The sequence below is a fragment of the Paragemmobacter amnigenus genome (assembly GCF_009908265.2).
Taxonomy (GTDB): domain Bacteria; phylum Pseudomonadota; class Alphaproteobacteria; order Rhodobacterales; family Rhodobacteraceae; genus Paragemmobacter; species Paragemmobacter amnigenus.
The window spans coordinates 138,141-155,206 of sequence record NZ_JAAATX020000013.1 but is presented as its reverse complement, the minus strand read 5'-3'; the positions used below and the strand labels follow the sequence as shown (position 1 = coordinate 155,206).

Here is a 17,066-nt window from a genome sequence, read left to right as displayed (position 1 = left end):
CCGTCTCGCCGCCCGTGATCGCATCCGTGCCAAAGCCCGGCTGCAGCAGGAAGGTGTCATCCCCCCCCTCGCCCCGCAGCGTGTCAGACCCCGCCCCGCCAGTCAGCGTGTCGTTGCCCTCGCCACCCTCGACCGTGTCGTTCCCTGCGCCCCCGTTCAGCACGTCATCGCCGGCGACACTGTCGACCGTGCCGGACGCCGTCTCGAAAGAGGGTTTGACCGTCAGGACCGCAACCCCGTTGTCATTGTCCGAGGCAGAGACAAGCACTCCGTCCAGATAGGCGAGATCTTCGGAATCGAGGAGTTCCGCCCCCGGTTCGCCCGCATCGTCCACGATGCGCCCGCCCGCCAGATCAAGTGTGACCACACCCGTGGTCGGGTTGAGGTGGACCGCGACATAGCGCAGTTCGCTCTGCTCGCCCCCGATCACCAGCGTGCCGCTGTCGCCCGACGGGATGAAGTGCAAGGCGCTGATATCGCTCATGACATTGTCGGCATGGCCGACCAGCGTCAGGTCGAAGGTGCCGTCACCGCGGGCATCCGGATCGACGCGGAAGATCGTGACATCGTCGTCATTGCCGCCGACGAAGACATAGGTCCTGCCGCCGATTTCCGCCCAGGTCGCCGCGTTGGAATCGTCCAGACCCGTCTGCGATCCGGCCGGGCTGACCAGATCGCGGCCCAGCGTATTGCCCTGCGGATCGGTTTCCGACCCGCCATTCTGGTCGTCCCCGCGCGCGTTCTGGAAGGTGAACTGCCCCGCGCTATTGACCGTCCAGAGCGAGATGCCGTTCTGCCCCCCCTCATTGCCGGCGACAAGGACAAAGCTTTGCCCCGCGCTGTTGGTGAAGCCTTCGATGAAGGAGGTCGACTCGCCCGACGAGCCCGCAAGGAAATTCTCGCCCAGCCCGTTGCCGTCCACCTCGCGGTCCAGAAGCGTCAACCCGCCCGTCGCGGGGTTGATGGAATAGCTGAGCAGGCTGTCGGAATTGCCGCCGGAATAGGCCAGCAGGATCGGCTGCCCGCCGACATTGATGACCGACAGGCCCTGCACCTGATCCAGACGCGTCGCATCGGTCAGCGACGGCCCCTCGGTCAGCCCGCCATTCGCGCCGACGCGGGCGATGCCGATCGTGGCCGTGGAGACGTCGGCGGTGAAGACATAGGTCTCGCCCGTCGGCAGGGTGACGGCTTCCATGCTCTGGATGTTGTCAAAGCCCGCACCGGCAGCCGAAGCCTGCAACTGGCTGATCTTGCCGGTCAGGTCGCCGCTGCTGCCCGCGCCGGGGCTGGTCGAAGTCGACCCGGCCGGGTTGATGATCCGGCCGAAGGTGGCGGAATTCGGATCACCGTCGATCTCGTAAGTGGCGATGCCGTCGCTTCCTGTCCCGTTCTCCGACGTCACCATGATCAACCGGCCATCGGCCAGCTTCACCAGTTCCACCGCGCGGGACCCGGACGCCTCGGTCTGGCCGGCGTCCTGCAGGTTGTCGGTGTTGGTCAGGGTCAGCAGCGGGCGCTGCACCTGGGTCAGCGGGTCCACGCCATCGCCGCGGATCAGGTCGTTGCCATCACCGCCCGACACCGCGTCATTGCCCGAGCCGCCGTCGACCGTGTCATCGCCCGCGCCGGCATTGACCACATCGTTCCCCGCCCCGGCGCGGATCACGTCATTCAGGCCATCGGTGCCGTCGACCTGATCGCCCTGCGCGTCGGTATAGCCGGGCGCGATATTGTCCGCGCCTGCCGTGCCGTCGACGATGCCATCCTGCGGCACGATGACCGAGACCCGTTCCCAGCTGTAGAAATAGCTGTCACCGATCCGGAAGTCATTTCCCCTGACCTCGTAAACGCCGTCGCCGTCATCGTCACGCCAGCCCTCGGCGGCCAGGATGCCCTCGATCTGGGCCTTGGTGAACCCGAACCCTTCAGAGATGTTCAGCGTATCGGTGCCGCCCTCACCCCAGAACTGGCCGTAACTGGTGAAGTCATAGACCCCCATGGACAGCGTATCGTTGCCGGTGCCCATCGCGACCCAGGCATGATCACCCATCGAGGCATTGTCGCCGATGACGATCAGGTCATCGCCGTCCCAGGCATAAAGCTCGCCATAATACCCGTCGGTGATCACGGCATTGTCGCCGATGGTCAGCGTATCGTTACCGGTATAGAGCCAGATATACTCGTTGATCTTGGCATCGTCGCCGATGGTGATCAGGTCGTCGCCCTCGTCGGCATAGACCCGGCCGAACATCGTCGCCCCGTCGCCGATGGCCAGCGTATCATTGCCCGTCTGAAGGTCGACGTAATAGTTCAGCGTGGCGTTGTCGCCGATCGTGACCTTGTCGCCGATGGTGTCGTCGAAACCGGTGTAGATATACCCGTTCACCGTGACATTCGACCCGATCGTCAGATCGACCGTCGCGCCAAGGTTGATGTTCTCGACATAGCTGCCGGAGCCGATGTTGATCACATCGCCGTTGCCCGCCTCGGTGTTGATCTGGCCGAAGACCGTGCTGTTCTCGCCGATGATCAGGGTATCCTGCCCGTCGCCCATCCAGATCTGGTTGTCGACATAGTTGTTCGGGCCAAGGATCAGGGTGTCGTCCTGCTCCCCCATCGAATAGCCGCCGCCATCCGTGATGCGGAACCCGTCGCCGGTTTCCACGATCTCGACGCCGCCATAGCCCGACACCCCGCCCCAATCGAGGTTGTAGGCCGACACGCCCGGCGCGAAGCGCGCATTCACCGTTGAATCGAGCGAGGTGAAGAAGGTGATCGAATTCGGCAGGTCCTGGTTGATCAGGACGTCATACTCCGCTCCCGGAGGGGCATAGAGCGTGTAGGTCCCATAGGCGCTGGGATCGATGATGACGACATCGCCGTCGTTGACATCCACGGAACCAGACGTGGCATCGGTGATAATGATCGTCGCCATCTTCTACTCTCCAACCAACACGCCCGAACGCGGCTCACAGGGCCAAACACAGTCAAGCGATGATGAGACACGCCGCCGTTCGGGCGGCCCATCAGGGTTTCAGAAAAACTCGAAATTGCGGGGCTGCGCGGCCCGTGCGGAACGCGCAGATCGGATCACGGTGCGGCAGCCTGCCGCGCACAACGGGCTGCCACAGGCCGGTCCCGTGCTCCGGCCCCGTCCGGCGAGATCCGCGCCGTTGCGGTCGAAGGCCGGATGGCATGGGACGATGGGAAACAAAACCATGGGCGTTACTCGTTACCTGCGGGCGATGATGCCCGTCTTGAAAGGGGGTCCCGCTCAGTCGCTGTGTTTAACGGCAGGCGGGTGACGGATTAGATCAGGCGGCGTCGCGGCAAAGCGGGCGCGCCGCGCGCACGGCCGGTGCGGCCTGCGGGCGGGGTCCATCTGTCCAGCCGATCCTGCAGGAACTGCCTGCGCGCACCCACGGGGCGGCATCCGCACCCCCCGCGCGCGTGATCCTGCACCCGTCCGGCGCGGTGCCGCGGTCGATCCCGGCACTCCTGCCCTTACGTCCGGCCGCACGCGCGGTCCCGACGCAGGGGGCGTCACTCGTATTCAGCAGCATGGGAAACATCCCTATCGATTGCACCCTTCACTTCGCGCAAGGGACGTATCCGATTTCGGTCCGGGCCAGCTCCGCAATCCTGCCCCCACAGGGAAAGCGGCTGTTACCCGAACGTCCGGCGGAACGGGCCGATGGCCGGACCCGAGCGCGAAGCCCAGATTTACACGCCCCCGACAGGCCTGGGACCAGCGATGTCGCCAGAAAGCTGTCCCAAGGGCTGGGAAAGACGTGAAAATGAATTGGCGAAATGCTTTCGTCTGGGCCTGCGCCGTGAAAATCCCCTCACGGCAGACCATTGTTTCCAAGAGTCGCGGCACCGCGAAGCCTTATTTCCCTTTGTCGTAAAGCGCGACTTTTGCCCGTCCGGATGCCGCGATTTCCGGCGTGCGGATGGGAATCACCTTGCTGGATGAGTGTTCACGTCAAAATTCACGCCACGGTGGCTTGAAATGACGTTCACTCCAGCCGTATCAGATGTGTCGGACGAGTGGCCGATTGCAAGTGAGCGAGACCAATGAACGGTGTGCAAGCGACTGTTTCCACGACCCAAGTCAAATTCGCGGACGGAAAGACCTATTGGGCGACCAGTGATTCCCTGACCGAGTTTTTCCTGAACCCGATCTTCCTTAAATATTTCCTGCTCTGCACGCTCGTCTACGGATTGCTCGACCGTGGCGGCAAGGACACCGGACATCTGGCGGGATTCGAGATCGTGGTGCTCTGGTCCACGCTCTCCGTGGTCACGTTCAGCTGGTACTTCCTCCTGTTCTCGGCCCTGCGCGTGCTGCGGAACCGGGGCGTGCTGACCACGGTCTACACACCCTTCATCACGCTCTCGCTCTTCTGCTTCACCACCACCGCCACCTATCTGGTCGTCACCTTCTTCAAGGGACCGCTCGACCTGACGGCTGCCGAATGGACGCAAGAGATCGTGCGCGACATGATCGTCCTGCTCCTGATGGACGTGGCCTTCAGCCAGTTCGTCGCGCCGCTCCACCCGATGCTCCTGCCCTATCCGCCGGGCGACCCGCGCAATGCCACGGCGGGCCCGCACCGCCACGCCGTTGCCGCCCCCGCCCTCCCTGCCGCCGCCCCTCCCGATCCGGTGCAGACCGCGCCCGCATCCCCCGAACCGGCCGCCGACGCCCCCGCTCCGGCCCTGCAGACCGACCTTTCGCCCGCCCAGATCGATCAGGTCCGCATCGGAAACGAGGTTTTCGCGGTCGAGGACCTTCTCTACATCCGGTCCGAGGATCACTACCTCCGCATCGTCACCAGCCGCCGCCGGATGCTCACCCGCGGCCGCCTGTCCGACGCCATCGCGCAGCTCGACATCCGGCAGGGCATCCAGATCAACCGCTCCACCTGGGTCTCCTTCAACGCCATCCAGTCGACCGAGGATGACGGCCGCGGCGTCCTCTCCGTGATCCTTTCCGATGGCGAACAGGAACGCGTCGCCCAGTCCCGCCGCATCGCCTTCCAGTCCGCGATGGGCCTGCGCGCCACCGCCCGCTGACCCCTCCCGCCGCCAGCGCGCGCGCAAACCTCTTGCGCCACGGGCGGCGGGCCCTATCCTCGGTCCGGTCCATTTCCGCACCAAGGCATAGCATGTTCCGCACGCCCGCCCTTCTGGCCCCGCTTCTGGCCCTCCTCCTGCCCGCCACCGCCCTTGCCGCCCCCTGCTCCGACACCGGCGGCCAGTACGAGGCGTGGAAGCCCGTCATCGCCGCCGAGGCACAGGCACAGGGCGTCGGCCCCCGCGGCATCGACGCCCTCATGGCCAGCAGCTATTCCAAATCCACCATCGCCGCCGACCGCAACCAGAAGAGCTTCCGTTACAGCCTCGAGAAATTCCTGCAGGTCCGGGGCGCCGATGCCATCATCTCGCAAGGCCGCAAGCGCAAGGCCAAGAACCCCGACCTCTACGCCGCGCTCGAGGCGCAATACGGCGTGCCCGCGGGCATCCTCCTTGCCATCCACGGAATGGAGACAGGCTTCGGCGGCTTCATGGGCGACACCAACGTCGTCTCGGCCATCGCCACGCTCTCCTATGACTGCCGCCGCTCGGACTTCTTCACCCCCCACCTCATCGCCGCGCTGAAACTGGTCGACGCGGGCACCATCACCCCGCAGACCCAAGGCGCCAAACATGGCGAGCTTGGCCATACCCAGTTCCTGCCCGGCAACGCGCTGGACTATGGCGTGGACGGCAATGGCGACGGGCGGCTGGACCTTGCCGACCTGACCGACGCGCTCGCCTCCACCGCCAATTTCCTGCGGCAAAAGGGCTGGCGCCCCGGCAAGGGTTATCAGGAAGGCGAACCCAACTTCGCCGTGATCGAGCAATGGAACGCCGCCACCGTCTACCAGCAGGCCATCGCCCTGATGGCCGCGCGCATCGACGGCTGACCTTCGCGCGCTCCGGCGAATTTTTCCCCTTGCGCCGGGATTTGCGCTTCGCTATCCCCCGCCTCACCGATGCGTGGCCCGTTCGTCTATCGGTTAGGACACCAGGTTTTCAACCTGGGAAGAGGGGTTCGACTCCCCTACGGGCTGCCACGGTTCCCTTCGATTTCGGATTGCTGCGGTTGCCTGCTCTCAAGGCTTGAACCGTCATTCGCAAAATCCTATTCTCGCTTCGAGTCGGGTGCGCTGACCTGTTTGCGGTGCGTCAAGGGCTTCCTTGCCCGGCTTGCCTATCACAGCTGCCTTCGGGCAGCTTTTGTTTTGGTGCGAGTATGCATTTGTTCTATGTCGACGAGTCAGGGTCCGTATCCGACCCGTCCCAGCAGTACTTCGTTCTGGCCGGTGTCGCCGTGTTCGAACGCAAGACCCACTGGATCGAACAGAACCTCAACAGCATTGCCGCCCGCTTTGATCCGGTCACGCCCGAACGGCTCGAACTGCACGGCTCGCCGATGCGATCCGGACGCGAAGGCTGGAAGGCCCATGCGCTGGCCGATCGCCTTGCCGCCATCAGGGACGCGCTGCACGATGGTGTCGTGAACCATCATCCCAAAGGGGCGCGCCTCTTCGCTGCGGTCGTGAAGAAATCGGCACTGCCCGGGGCGGACCCTGTCGTCCACGCCTTCGAACAGATCAGCAGCCGCTTCGACATGTTCCTGCGGCGCCTTTACACCAAGCATGGCGATCCCCAGCGCGGCATCATGGTGTTTGACAAATCGTCAACGGAACAGCGCATCCAGACCCTTGCGCGGGACTTCAAATATTCCGGCCATAGCTGGGGCACCACCCAGAACTACGCCGAGGTCCCGCTCTTTCTGGACTCGCGCGCATCCAGACTGATCCAGCTTGCCGATCTTGTGGCCTATGCGATCTTCCGCCACTTCGAACACAAGGACAGCGCCTTTTTCGACGTGATAAAGGATTGCTTCGACGCCGAGGGCGGGGTGCGGCACGGGCTCTACATAAAGGTGTGAACCCGCCCCGCCCTACGGCACCACCGCCGTCGCCTCGATCTCCACCTTCGCGCGGTCCTCGACCAGCGCCACCACCTGCACCAGCGCCATCGCCGGATAATGCCGCCCGATCACCGCCTTGTAGACGCGGCCCAGGTCCTTCAGGCTGCCCAGATACTCGCGCTTGTCCGTCACATACCATGTCAGCCGCACCAGATGCTCCGGCCCTGCGCCGGCACAGGCCAGCACCTCGACGATGGACCGCAGCGCCTGCTCCACCTGCCCGACGAAATCGTCCGTTTCAAAGACCTGATCGGCGTTCCAGCCGATGATCCCCCCCGTGAACACCATCCGCCCCGTGGCCGCGACCCCGTTGGAATAGCCCACCGCCGCCTTCCAATGGGCCGGATGCAGGAATTGATGCGGGCTCTCGCTCATGGCCTCTCCTCCAGATGCGCCTCGAAGACGGCGCGGATACGGTCGGGCCAGCGCCCGGGTCTCATCTCGGGCGTCAGCCAGACCAGCACCAGCCGCGCCGTCAGCCGGTGTTCATCGCCACAGCGCGCCTCCAGCCGGAAGGTGACGGACGACCCGCCCACCTTTTCCACCACCAGCAGCCAGTCCAGCACATCGCCCAGCCGCGACGGCGCGCGGAAATCCGTCTCGACCCGCGCGGTGGGCGTGCCGATCCCGTCCGCCATCATGGCGTGATAGGAATAGCCCACCACCTCGCGGAAGAAATTCTCGCAGACCGAATTCGTCATCTCGAAATAGCGGGGGTAAAAGACGATCCCCGCCGGATCGCAATGGTTGAACTCGATCCGTATCGCCCGCGCATAGCTCATCCCAGCACGCTCCGCGCGATCACCACCCGCTGCACATCAGACGCCCCCTCGTATATCCGCAGCGCGCGGATCTCGCGATACAGGCTCTCCACCACCGACCCGTGCCGCACGCCATCGCCCCCGTGCAACTGCACCGCCATGTCGATCACCTCCTGCGCGGCCTCGGTGGCATAAAGCTTCGCCATCGCCGCCTCGCGCGTCACCCGCGCCGCGCCCTGATCCTTCACCCAGGCCGCCCGATAGACCAGCAGCGCCGCCGCATCCACCCTCACCGCCATATCCGCCAGATGCCCCTGCACCATCTGCAACTCCGCCAGCGCCTGCCCCTGTATCCGGCGCGCCTTCACGCGGGCCAAAGCCTCGTCCAGCGCCCGCCGCGCAAAGCCCAGCGCCGCCGCCCCCACGGTGGACCGGAACACGTCCAGCACCGACATGGCGATCCGGAACCCCGCCCCCGCCTCTCCGATCAGCGCGCCCTCCGGCAACACCATCCCCCGCATCCGCAACGTGGCCAGCGGATGCGGCGCGATCACCTCCAGCCGCTCCACCACCTCCAGCCCCGGCGTATCGGCAGGCATCAGGAAGGCCGACAACCCCTTCGCCCCCGGCCCCTCGCCCGTCCGCGCAAACAGCACATAGACATCCGCGATCCCGCCATTGGAAATCCAGGTCTTCTCGCCCTCGATCAACCACCCGCCCTGCACCCGCGTGGCCGTCGTCGCCGTCGCCGCCACATCCGACCCCGACCCCGGCTCGGTCAACGCAAAGCCCGCGATCGCCGCCCCCGCCCGCGTCCGCGCCAGCCATTCCTGCTGCGCGGGGTTGCCGAACAGGCTCACCGGCCCCATCCCCAGCCCCTGCATGGCAAAGGCGAAATCCGCCAACCCGTCATGCCGCGCCAGCGTCTCGCGGATCAGGCACAGCGTCCGCACATCCAGCCTCTCCCCCGCCGCGGCCCCCGTATGCCGCAACCACCCGCCGGCCCCCAGCATCGCCACCAGCCCCCGACAGGCCGCATCCACATCCCCATGCCCCACCGGCAGATGCGCCGCGCACCACTCCTCCAGCGCGCCCGCCAGCTCGCGGTGCCGCGTCTCGAAGAAAGGCCAGTCCAGAAAGCTGCGATCCGTCATTTTCCGTTCCCAAATATCCTCAGGGGGTGAGGCCCGCAGGGCCGAGGGGGCGCGAGCGCCCCCTGATTTTTCGCCAGAAAAATCGTCAATCCCCGCGAAACACCGGCGTCTCCTTGGCGACGAAGGCGTGATAGGCCCGCTCGAAATCCCGCGTCTGCATGCAGATCGCCTGCGCCTGCGCCTCGGCCTCGATCGCCTGCTCCAGCCCCATGTTCCATTCCTGATTGAGCTGGGTCTTGGTGATCCCATGCGCGAAGGTCGGCCCCGCCGCCAGTTGCCGCGCAAGCTGCATCGCCGCCGCCTCCAGCTCCTCCGCCGGATGAAGCGCGTTCCAGAACCCCCACCGCTCGCCTTCCTCCGCCCGCATCACACGGCCGGTATAGAGAAGCTCCGCCGCCCGCCCCTGCCCGATGATCCGCGGCAGCATGGCACAGGCGCCCATATCACAGCCCGCCAGCCCCACGCGCGTGAACAGGAAGGCACATTTCGCCGCCGGTGTCGCCAGCCGCAGGTCGGATGCCATCGCCATGATCGCCCCCGCCCCCACGCAGACCCCGTCCACCGCCGCGATGACGGGCTTGCCGCAGCCGATCATCGCCTTGACCAGATCGCCCGTCATGCGGGTAAAGGCCAGCAACTCCTTCATCTCCATGCCCACCAGCGGGCCGATGATGTCATGCACATCCCCGCCGGAGCAGAAATTCCCCCCGTTGGAGGCAATCACCACCACATCCACATCCGTGGCATAGACCAGCGCGCGGAAGGTATCGCGCAACTCGGCATAGCTCTCGAAGGTCAGCGGATTCTTCCGCTCCGGCCGGTTCAGCCGCACCACCGCCACCCGATCCGCCACGTCCCACAGGAAATGTTCGGGCTTCAACCCAGCCATCGCGCCCATCACGCCGCCCCCATCCGCTTCAATATCTCGGTCAGCGCATCCAGATCGGCCTCCGACAGCCCGCCGAACATCCGCGCCACCTGCGCCTCGTGCCCCGCCGCCAGCCCCTCGAACTGCGCCAGCCCCTCGGGCGTCAGCGCCACGAACACCGTCCGCCGGTCCGTCTCGGACGGCGTCCGCCGCACCAGACCATCCGCCTCCAGCCGGTCCACCACCGTCGTCGCATTGCCGTTCGACACCAGCAGCATCCGGCTCAACTCGCTCATCGTGACACCGTCACGCCGCCGGTACAGCGCCGCCATCACGTCGAACCGCGGCAGGGTCGTCCCATGCTCCACCCGCAGGAACTCGCGCAACTCCCCCTCCGCCGCGCGGGTCACGCCCAGCAGCCGGATCCACATCTTCAACCGCCGTTTGGAAAGCGCGTCCGTCACACCTCGCCCCCCGAAATCACGATCCCCTGCCCGTTCACCCCCGCCGCCCCCTCGGAACACAGCCACAGGGCCGCCGACGTCACCTCGTCGGGCCGATACAGCCGCCCCTGCGGGCTAATCCCTTCCAGCGCCGCCCGCGCCTGCGCCGCCGTCTTCCCCGTCTTCTCCGAAATCACGCGAATGGACTGCTCCGTCATCTCGGTATCCAGAAACCCCGGACAGATCGCATTCGCCGTCACCTTCCCCCGCGCCACCTCCAGCGCGACGGACCGCACCAACCCCATCACCCCATGCTTCGCCGCCGCATAAGGGGCGACCTTCGCATAGCCCTTCACCCCGGCGGTCGAGGCCACCGCGATCAACCGCCCCCAGCCGTCGAACTGCCGCAGCCCTTCGCGAAAGGCCAGGAACACCCCCGTCAAATTCACCGCGATCATCGCATTCCACTGCGCAAGCGTCGTCTTGGCCAGCACCGCGCTATCTGCCGCCCCCGCATTGGCCACCACCACATCCACCCGCCCCGCTTCCGCAAACAGCGCCTGCACCGACGCCTCGTCGGTCACGTCACAGGGCAGCGCGCGGATGGCCGGATGCCGCGCGGCGACCGCCTCCAGCGCCGCCACCCGCCGCCCGCAGATCACCACCTCGGCCGCCCCCGCACGGGCAAATCCCAGCGCAAGGTCCGCCCCCGCGCCCGACCCGCCCCCCGTGACCAGAACCCGCCGCCCCTCGACACTCATGCCCGGATCACCTCGACCGCCTTCTCGCGCAACCGCCGCATCTGGTCGCGCCCCGCCAGATACGGGAGCGGCCATGCCGTCGCAGCATCCCCCATCGCCACCGCCGCATGCAATGTCCAATAGGGGTTCGCCAGATGCGGCCGCGCGAGGCAAACCAGATCCGCCCGCCCCGCCAGCAGGATGGAATTCACATGGTCGGGTTCGGTGATGTTCCCCACCGCCATGGTCGCAATCCCCGCCTCGTTGCGGATACGGTCGCTGAACGGCGTCTGGAACATCCGCCCATAGACCGGCCGCGCATCGACCGACGTCTGCCCGGCCGAGACGTCGATGATATCCGCCCCCGCGCCCGCAAACATCCGCGCGATCTCCACCGCCTCGTCCGGCGTCACGCCCTCATCCCCGACCCAGTCGGTGGCGGAAATCCTGACCGACAGCGGCTTCTCCTCGCCCCAAGCCGCCCGCATCGCGCGCAGCACCTCCAGCGGCCAGCGCATCCGGTTCTCAAGGCTTCCGCCATAGGCATCGGTACGAATGTTCGATTTCGGGCTGATGAAGGACGAAACCAGATATCCATGCGCCGCGTGAAGTTCGATCATGTCAAACCCCGCCCGCCGCGCCATCTGCGTCGCCGCCACGAATTCCGCCGTCACCGCCTCCATATCCGCCCGCGTCATCTCGCGCGGCACGGCATTGCGCGAAGACCACGGCAGCGCAGAGGGCCCGATGATCTCCCAATTCCCCGCCGTCAGCGGCGCGTCGCCGTCCTCCCAGCCGACCTGAGTGGACGCCTTCCGCCCCGCATGGCCGATCTGGCAGCAGATCTTCGCATCCGTCTCGGCATGGACGAAATCGACCACCCGCTTCCACGCCGCCTCATGTTCCGGCGCATAAAGCCCCGGACAGCCCGGCGTGATGCGCCCCTGCGCGCTCGTGCAGGTCATTTCCGTATAGACCAGCCCCGCGCCCCCCTTGGCGCGTTCGCCGTAATGCACCAGATGCCAGTCGGTTGGGCAGCCCTCCACCGCCTTGTATTGCGCCATGGGCGACACCACGACACGGTTCTTCAACGCCATGTCGCGCAGCCGGAACGGCGCGAACATCGGCGCGCGCCCCTCCTCGCCGCCCGCCTGCCGCTGGAACCAGTCCTCGGTCCGGCGCAGCCACGCCGGATCGCGCAGCCGCAGGTTCTCGTGGCTGATCCGCTGGCTGCGGGTCAGCAGGGAATAGGCGAACTGCTCCGGCGGCAGGTCCAGATAACGCTCCACCTGCTCGAACCATTCCAGACTGTTGCGCGCCGCCGATTGCAGCCGCAACACCTCCACCCGCCGCTCCTCCTGATAGCGCTGGAACGCGCCCTCCATCGTCGGCTCGCTGTGCAGATACTCGGCCAGCGCGATCGCGCTATCAAATGCCAACCGCGTCCCCGACCCGATGGAGAAATGCCCCGTCGCCGCCGCATCCCCCATCAGCACCACGTTTTCATGATACCACGTCCCGCAGATCACGCGGGGGAAGTTCATCCACACCGCCGATCCGCGCAGATGCGCCGCGTTGGAAATCAGCTCATGCCCGCCCAGATGCCGCGCGAATATCTTGCGGCAGGTCTCCACCGTGTCCTCCTTGGACATGTCGGCAAAGCCCCAGCGGTCCCACGTCTCCTGCGCCATTTCGACGATGAAGGTCGCGGTCTTGTCGTCGAACTGGTAGGCATGGGCCCAGACCCATCCATGCTCCGTCTTCTCGAAGATGAAGGTGAAGGCATCGTCGAATTTCTGTTGCGTGCCCAGCCAGACGAACTTGCACAGCCGCATGTCGATATCGGGCTGGAAGACCGCCTCATATTCCCGCCGCACCGCCGAATTGATCCCGTCCGACGCCACGACCAGATCGTATTCCGCCCGATACTCCTCCGCCGACTTGAACTCCGTTTCAAAGCGCAGGTCCACGCCCAGCTCCCACGCGCGGGCCTGCAACAGGATCAGCATCTGCTTGCGCCCGATCCCGGCGAACCCGTGCCCGCCCGACACCGTCCGCACCCCGTCATGCACGACCGCGATATCGTCCCAATAGGCGAAATGGTCCCGGATCGACTGGGTCGAGACGGGGTCATTCTTCGCCATCCGCCCCAGCGCATCATCAGAAAGCACCACCCCCCAGCCGAAGGTGTCATTGGCGCGGTTGCGCTCCAGCACCGTCACCTGATGCGACGGATCGCGCAGCTTCATCGAGATCGCGAAATACAGTCCCGCAGGACCACCCCCAAGGCAGAGAATCTTCATCGACCGGAATCCCATCTGCGGCGCGACATGCGCCCCTCGCGGCCAAGGCTGGCACCGGCGGCAAACAATTTCAAGTTTGAAATTTTCGGGCTTGAAATTTTGTCGCAGCCCGCGAAGATGCCCCCATGCCCCGCGAAACCCCGCCCCCCTTGCCCGTTGCCGGAACCGCGCCCCACCGCGCGCTGCGTGCTGACAGGTTGCGGTACAACCGTCGGCACAGCCATCGGTACACCCCGAAACCGGAGTCCACTGCCAAATGACCATCGCCATCATCGGCCTCGGCGCCATGGGACTCGGCATCGCGCAGGTCTTCGCACAGGCGGGCCATCCCGTCCTCGCCACCGATTCCAGCGCCGACATGCGCGCCTCGGCCCCCGCCCGCCTTGCCGCAAACTTCGCCCCCCGCATAGCCAAGGGCGCGATGACCGAAGGCGAAAAAGACGCCATCCTGTCCCGCCTGACCATCACCGGAACCATCCCCGACCTCGCCCCCGCGACACTGGTGATCGAGGCGGTGGTGGAACGGCTGGATGTCAAGCAATCCGTCTTTTCGCAACTGGAACAACGGCTTGCCCCTGACGCCGTGATGGCGACGAATACCTCCTCCCTCTCGGTCACGGCCATCGCGGCGGGCCTGTCGCGCCCCGACCGGCTCTTGGGTCTGCACTTCTTCAACCCCGCCCCCGTGATGCGTCTGGTCGAACTCGCCCCCCATGGCGGCACCGCCCCCGACGCGCTCGCCACCGCCCGCCGCCTGACCGAAGCCACAGGCAAGACCGTCATCCAATGCGCCGACCGCCCCGGTTTCATCGTCAACCGCTGCGCCCGCCCCTTCTACGGCGAGGCGCTCGCCCTCCTCGAGGAAGGCCGCACCCCCGCCGAAATCGACGCCGCCATGCTGGCCGCCGGCTACCGCCTCGGCCCCTTCGCCCTGATCGACCTCGTGGGCGCCGACATCAACCTTGCCGCCACCGAAAGCCTCGCCTCGGCCATGGGCAACCACCCGCGCTACCACGTCTTCGACGCGCTCAGGGCACAGGTCGCCAAGGGCCACCTTGGCCGCAAAGCCATGAAAGGGTTTGTCTTTCCCGCCGAACCCGTCGCGCCCCCTGCCGATGCCGCCAGCATCGCCCTGCGGATCGAGGCCACTCTGGTGAACGAGGGGGCATGGCTCCTCGCCGAAGGCGGCACCACGACCGAGGGCATCGACACGGCGCTCAGACTGGGTCTGAATTTCCCGCGCGGCCCGTTCGAGATCCTGCACAGCCACGGCCCGCAGCGCATCCTGCAAACCCTTGCAGACCTTGAACGATCCGCCCCCGCATATCTGAAATCGCGCTACCTGCCGGCCCCCGCACTGGCCCAGTAACGGGCCCCGTGACGGACCAAGTTACGGCCCCCGTCATCCCCGCCGGTGCGTCGCCGCAACGCGCGAGATTTCCTCGTAGATCCCCGACAGCAGGTTCAGCGCCCGTGTCGCCTCAGCCAGCCGGTCCGAAAACCCCGGCACATTGGCCACCGCCTGGATCAACAGCCGCCGCCGCAGCGCGCCGTAATCATCCGTCACGCGCCGCCCTTCCGCTGTCACCTCATAGGTCACGCCCGACCGTCCCGCGCCTTTACGGATGATCAACCCCGCCCCTATCAACTTGCGAAGGGAATACTGGATGTTCGGCACGTCGTCCCTGTTCGTCAGCCGCGCCAGATCCTTGATCGTCTTCGGGCGGTCATTCATCCGGATGATGTACAACAGAGCATTCTCCGGCCCCGTTGCCGCCAGATCACAGACCGAGGCCAGACATTCCGACTGCCACCGCCCGAATCCCTCGAAGGTCCGCATCAGCGCGAATTCCAGTTCGGTCGTGTCCACCTCGACCGGCCCTTCGGCCAGATGCCAGTGCCAGTCCAGACCGGGCGTGGCCGCATCATTTTGAATTTGAAGATTCTTTTCCGCCATCGCATTCCGCCCCCCCGTTCCCTTGACCATCACCGCGACGGACCGTTGACGCAAATGGATTTTACGATAGACTTTCAAACATAAAATACTTCCAAAACTCCAACAGGGACTGCTGACAATGCCACACCACCCGATGCTCTCGGGCGATCGCTTTCGCCTTGGCACCTTCTCGACCAACTGCTCATCCGGGATGACGCCCACCAAGGCGCCCGAACGCTGGGTCAACAGCTGGGACAACAACCTCAAACTGGCAAGGATGCTGGATGATGCGGGGATCGACTTCATGCTCCCCATCGCCCGCTGGATTGGTTACGGCGGCGAGACGGATTTCCACGGCGGCGTCCTTGAAACCATGACATGGGCCGCCGGATTGCTGGCCGCGACCAAGAACATCGCCGTCTTCGCCACCATCCACACCGCCGCCAACCACCCCGTCGTAGTGGCCAAGCAGATGGCCACGATCGACCAGATCGGCCACGGCCGCGCGGGGCTGAACATCGTCGCAGGCTGGAACAAGCCGGAGTATGAGGCGCTGGGCCTGACCCTGCCCGACGATCACGAAACCCGCTACGCCTATGCGCAGGAATGGTTCGACCTGATCCGCAAGCTCTGGACCTCGGACGACCATTTCGACTGGAACGGCACCTATTTCAAGGCGTCCAAGGTCAAGGGCGACCCCAAACCCCTGCGCGGCTCCGTCCCGATCATCAACGCCGCCGGCAGCCCGCAGGGCCGCGAATTCGCCACCGACAACGCCAACTTCCTGTTCACCCCCGCCATCGACCTCGACCGGTCAAAGGCCGAGATCGCGGAGCTGAAAGCGCAGGCCAAGGCCAAGGGGCGCGACGTGAACGTCCTGACCTTCAGCCACGTCATCTGCCGCCCGACCGAGGCAGAGGCAAAGGCCTATGCCGATTACACCGCCGTCCAGAACGCCGACACCGATGCCGTCGACAATCTGGTGCGCCTGCAATTCGCCCATGCCCACAGCTTCCCGCATGACCTGCTGGCGCAGATCAAGCACCTCTTCGCGCTGGGGCATGGCGGCTTCCCGCTGATCGGCACGCCCGATCAGGTGGCGGAAGGGATTCTCAAACTGCACGCGGCGGGCTTTGCGGGGACGACCCTGTCCTTCGTCGATTACGTCGAGGAATTCCCCTATTTCCGCGATAACGTCCTGCCGAAACTGGAAGCTGCAGGCATCAGGTAAGGGGGCGAAAATGGCCGAAGAACCGACAGGCAAGGATTTCCGCGACGCGATGCGCGCCTTCGTAGGCAATTGCAGCGTCATTACCGTAGGCGACGGCGACGAAGCCTCGGGCCTTGTCGTTACGTCGGCCATCTCGCTCTCTGCCGATCCGCCGCTCCTCTTGGCCTGCGTGAACCGCACGTCCTCCAGCCACCCACTTCTGGTGAAATACGGCCGCTTCGGCTGGTCCTCGCTGGGGGCGGCGCATCAGGCGGTGGCGGAGCGGTTCTCGGGCTTTGGCGGGGTCAAGGGTCCGGCGCGCTATGACGGGGCAGACTGGGAGACCGCCGTCACCGGCGCGCGGCTGCTGAAAGGTGCGCCCACCGCCTTCGATTGCACGGTGGAAGAGATGATCGACCGCGCCACCCATTCCATCCTGATCGGCCGCGTCCGCGCCATCAGCACCACGCCGGATGCCGGGGCGCTGATCTACTGGAACGGCGGCTACCGCGCCTTGACGTGACGGAAGGGGGCGCACGCGCCCCCTCTTGGCCTGCGGCCAATTCACCCCCTGTGAGTATTTGGGCCGAGATGAAGGGGCGT

The 17,066-nt window shown here is 65.8% G+C and carries 15 protein-coding genes and 1 tRNA gene; 7 read left to right on the top strand and 9 right to left on the bottom strand.

All coding sequences use genetic code 11. The features are described 5' to 3' along the window. Positions 1–2,938, bottom strand: a 2,938-nt coding sequence (locus GU927_RS17705) for a hypothetical protein (RefSeq protein WP_161763781.1), incomplete at its 3' end; no start/stop codon positions are given. A 1,142-nt stretch (positions 2,939–4,080) separates the two neighbouring features. Here GU927_RS17705 and GU927_RS17700 point away from each other — a divergent pair. From GU927_RS17700 to GU927_RS17685, 4 genes are all read left to right on the top strand, one after another. Beyond that, a complete protein-coding gene (locus GU927_RS17700) occupies positions 4,081–5,082 on the top strand; it encodes a LytTR family DNA-binding domain-containing protein (RefSeq protein WP_161763780.1) in 1,002 nt (333 codons plus the stop codon). A gap of 92 nt (positions 5,083–5,174) precedes the next feature. Beyond that, positions 5,175–5,975 (top strand): lytic murein transglycosylase, encoded by an 801-nt coding sequence (locus GU927_RS17695; RefSeq protein WP_161763779.1) that lies wholly within the window; start codon positions 5,175–5,177, stop codon positions 5,973–5,975. 75 nt (positions 5,976–6,050) lie between these two features. Further along, a tRNA-Glu gene (locus tag GU927_RS17690) sits at positions 6,051–6,125 on the top strand. 179 nt (positions 6,126–6,304) lie between these two features. Next, the gene (locus tag GU927_RS17685) at positions 6,305–7,006 is read left to right on the top strand and encodes a DUF3800 domain-containing protein (protein WP_161763778.1); all 702 of its coding nucleotides are present in this window, start codon (positions 6,305–6,307) and stop codon (positions 7,004–7,006) included. Between the two features lie 12 nt (positions 7,007–7,018). Here GU927_RS17685 and GU927_RS17680 read toward each other — a convergent pair whose 3' ends face one another. The 7 genes from GU927_RS17680 to GU927_RS17650 all read right to left on the bottom strand — a co-directional run bounded on the left by GU927_RS17680 (position 7,019) and on the right by GU927_RS17650 (position 13,317). Next, positions 7,019–7,423, bottom strand: a complete 405-nt coding sequence (locus GU927_RS17680; protein ID WP_161763777.1) for a RidA family protein — start codon at positions 7,421–7,423, stop codon at positions 7,019–7,021. Next, positions 7,420–7,830, bottom strand: coding sequence for an acyl-CoA thioesterase (locus tag GU927_RS17675; protein ID WP_161763776.1), 411 nt, complete (start codon positions 7,828–7,830; stop codon positions 7,420–7,422). The genes GU927_RS17680 and GU927_RS17675 overlap by 4 nt, the downstream gene beginning before the upstream one ends. Then, positions 7,827–8,963, bottom strand: coding sequence for an acyl-CoA dehydrogenase family protein (locus GU927_RS17670; RefSeq protein ID WP_161763775.1), 1,137 nt, complete (start codon positions 8,961–8,963; stop codon positions 7,827–7,829). Before GU927_RS17670 ends, GU927_RS17675 begins: the two co-directional genes overlap by 4 nt. An 85-nt stretch (positions 8,964–9,048) precedes the next feature. After that, positions 9,049–9,861: an enoyl-CoA hydratase family protein gene (locus GU927_RS17665; RefSeq protein WP_161763774.1), complete on the bottom strand. Its 813-nt coding sequence runs from the start codon at positions 9,859–9,861 to the stop codon at positions 9,049–9,051. Next, entirely contained in the window at positions 9,861–10,295 is a 435-nt protein-coding gene (locus GU927_RS17660; RefSeq protein WP_161763773.1) for a MarR family winged helix-turn-helix transcriptional regulator, read from the bottom strand. Before GU927_RS17660 ends, GU927_RS17665 begins: the two co-directional genes overlap by 1 nt. Further along, positions 10,292–11,035 (bottom strand): SDR family NAD(P)-dependent oxidoreductase, encoded by a 744-nt coding sequence (locus tag GU927_RS17655; protein ID WP_161763772.1) that lies wholly within the window; start codon positions 11,033–11,035, stop codon positions 10,292–10,294. Before GU927_RS17655 ends, GU927_RS17660 begins: the two co-directional genes overlap by 4 nt. Next, positions 11,032–13,317 carry a bifunctional salicylyl-CoA 5-hydroxylase/oxidoreductase gene (locus GU927_RS17650; protein WP_161763771.1) on the bottom strand — a complete coding sequence of 762 codons (2,286 nt, stop codon included), beginning with the start codon at positions 13,315–13,317 and terminating at the stop codon, positions 11,032–11,034. The genes GU927_RS17655 and GU927_RS17650 overlap by 4 nt, the downstream gene beginning before the upstream one ends. Before the next feature lie 256 nt (positions 13,318–13,573). On the opposite strand from GU927_RS17650, the gene GU927_RS17645 reads away from it, so the two are divergent. After that, positions 13,574–14,686, top strand: coding sequence for a 3-hydroxyacyl-CoA dehydrogenase (locus tag GU927_RS17645; RefSeq protein WP_161763770.1), 1,113 nt, complete (start codon positions 13,574–13,576; stop codon positions 14,684–14,686). Positions 14,687–14,719: 33 nt separating this feature from the next. On the opposite strand, the gene GU927_RS17640 is transcribed toward GU927_RS17645, so the two are convergent. Then, positions 14,720–15,274, bottom strand: a complete 555-nt coding sequence (locus GU927_RS17640; protein ID WP_161763769.1) for a winged helix DNA-binding protein — start codon at positions 15,272–15,274, stop codon at positions 14,720–14,722. A 118-nt stretch (positions 15,275–15,392) separates the two neighbouring features. On the opposite strand from GU927_RS17640, the gene GU927_RS17635 reads away from it, so the two are divergent. Both GU927_RS17635 and GU927_RS17630 read left to right on the top strand, forming a co-directional pair. Next, a complete protein-coding gene (locus tag GU927_RS17635; RefSeq protein WP_161763768.1) occupies positions 15,393–16,484 on the top strand; it encodes an LLM class flavin-dependent oxidoreductase in 1,092 nt (363 codons plus the stop codon). A 10-nt stretch (positions 16,485–16,494) separates the two neighbouring features. Next, a complete protein-coding gene (locus tag GU927_RS17630; RefSeq protein ID WP_161763767.1) occupies positions 16,495–16,986 on the top strand; it encodes a flavin reductase family protein in 492 nt (163 codons plus the stop codon). Positions 16,987–17,066: the final 80 nt, after the last annotated feature.

Excerpts from the sequence above, each read along its gene's own strand:
- GU927_RS17700 (WP_161763780.1), top strand. The coding sequence starts at position 4,081 with ATGAACGGTGTGCAAGCGACTGTTTCCACGACCCAAGTCAAATTCGCG.
- GU927_RS17695 (WP_161763779.1), top strand. The coding sequence starts at position 5,175 with ATGTTCCGCACGCCCGCCCTTCTGGCCCCGCTTCTGGCCCTCCTCCTG.
- GU927_RS17685 (WP_161763778.1), top strand. The coding sequence starts at position 6,305 with ATGCATTTGTTCTATGTCGACGAGTCAGGGTCCGTATCCGACCCGTCC.
- GU927_RS17680 (WP_161763777.1), bottom strand. The coding sequence starts at position 7,423 with ATGAGCGAGAGCCCGCATCAATTCCTGCATCCGGCCCATTGGAAGGCG.
- GU927_RS17675 (WP_161763776.1), bottom strand. The coding sequence starts at position 7,830 with ATGAGCTATGCGCGGGCGATACGGATCGAGTTCAACCATTGCGATCCG.
- GU927_RS17670 (WP_161763775.1), bottom strand. The coding sequence starts at position 8,963 with ATGACGGATCGCAGCTTTCTGGACTGGCCTTTCTTCGAGACGCGGCAC.
- GU927_RS17665 (WP_161763774.1), bottom strand. The coding sequence starts at position 9,861 with ATGGGCGCGATGGCTGGGTTGAAGCCCGAACATTTCCTGTGGGACGTG.
- GU927_RS17655 (WP_161763772.1), bottom strand. The coding sequence starts at position 11,035 with ATGAGTGTCGAGGGGCGGCGGGTTCTGGTCACGGGGGGCGGGTCGGGC.
- GU927_RS17650 (WP_161763771.1), bottom strand. The coding sequence starts at position 13,317 with ATGAAGATTCTCTGCCTTGGGGGTGGTCCTGCGGGACTGTATTTCGCG.
- GU927_RS17645 (WP_161763770.1), top strand. The coding sequence starts at position 13,574 with ATGACCATCGCCATCATCGGCCTCGGCGCCATGGGACTCGGCATCGCG.
- GU927_RS17640 (WP_161763769.1), bottom strand. The coding sequence starts at position 15,274 with ATGGCGGAAAAGAATCTTCAAATTCAAAATGATGCGGCCACGCCCGGT.
- GU927_RS17635 (WP_161763768.1), top strand. The coding sequence starts at position 15,393 with ATGCCACACCACCCGATGCTCTCGGGCGATCGCTTTCGCCTTGGCACC.
- GU927_RS17630 (WP_161763767.1), top strand. The coding sequence starts at position 16,495 with ATGGCCGAAGAACCGACAGGCAAGGATTTCCGCGACGCGATGCGCGCC.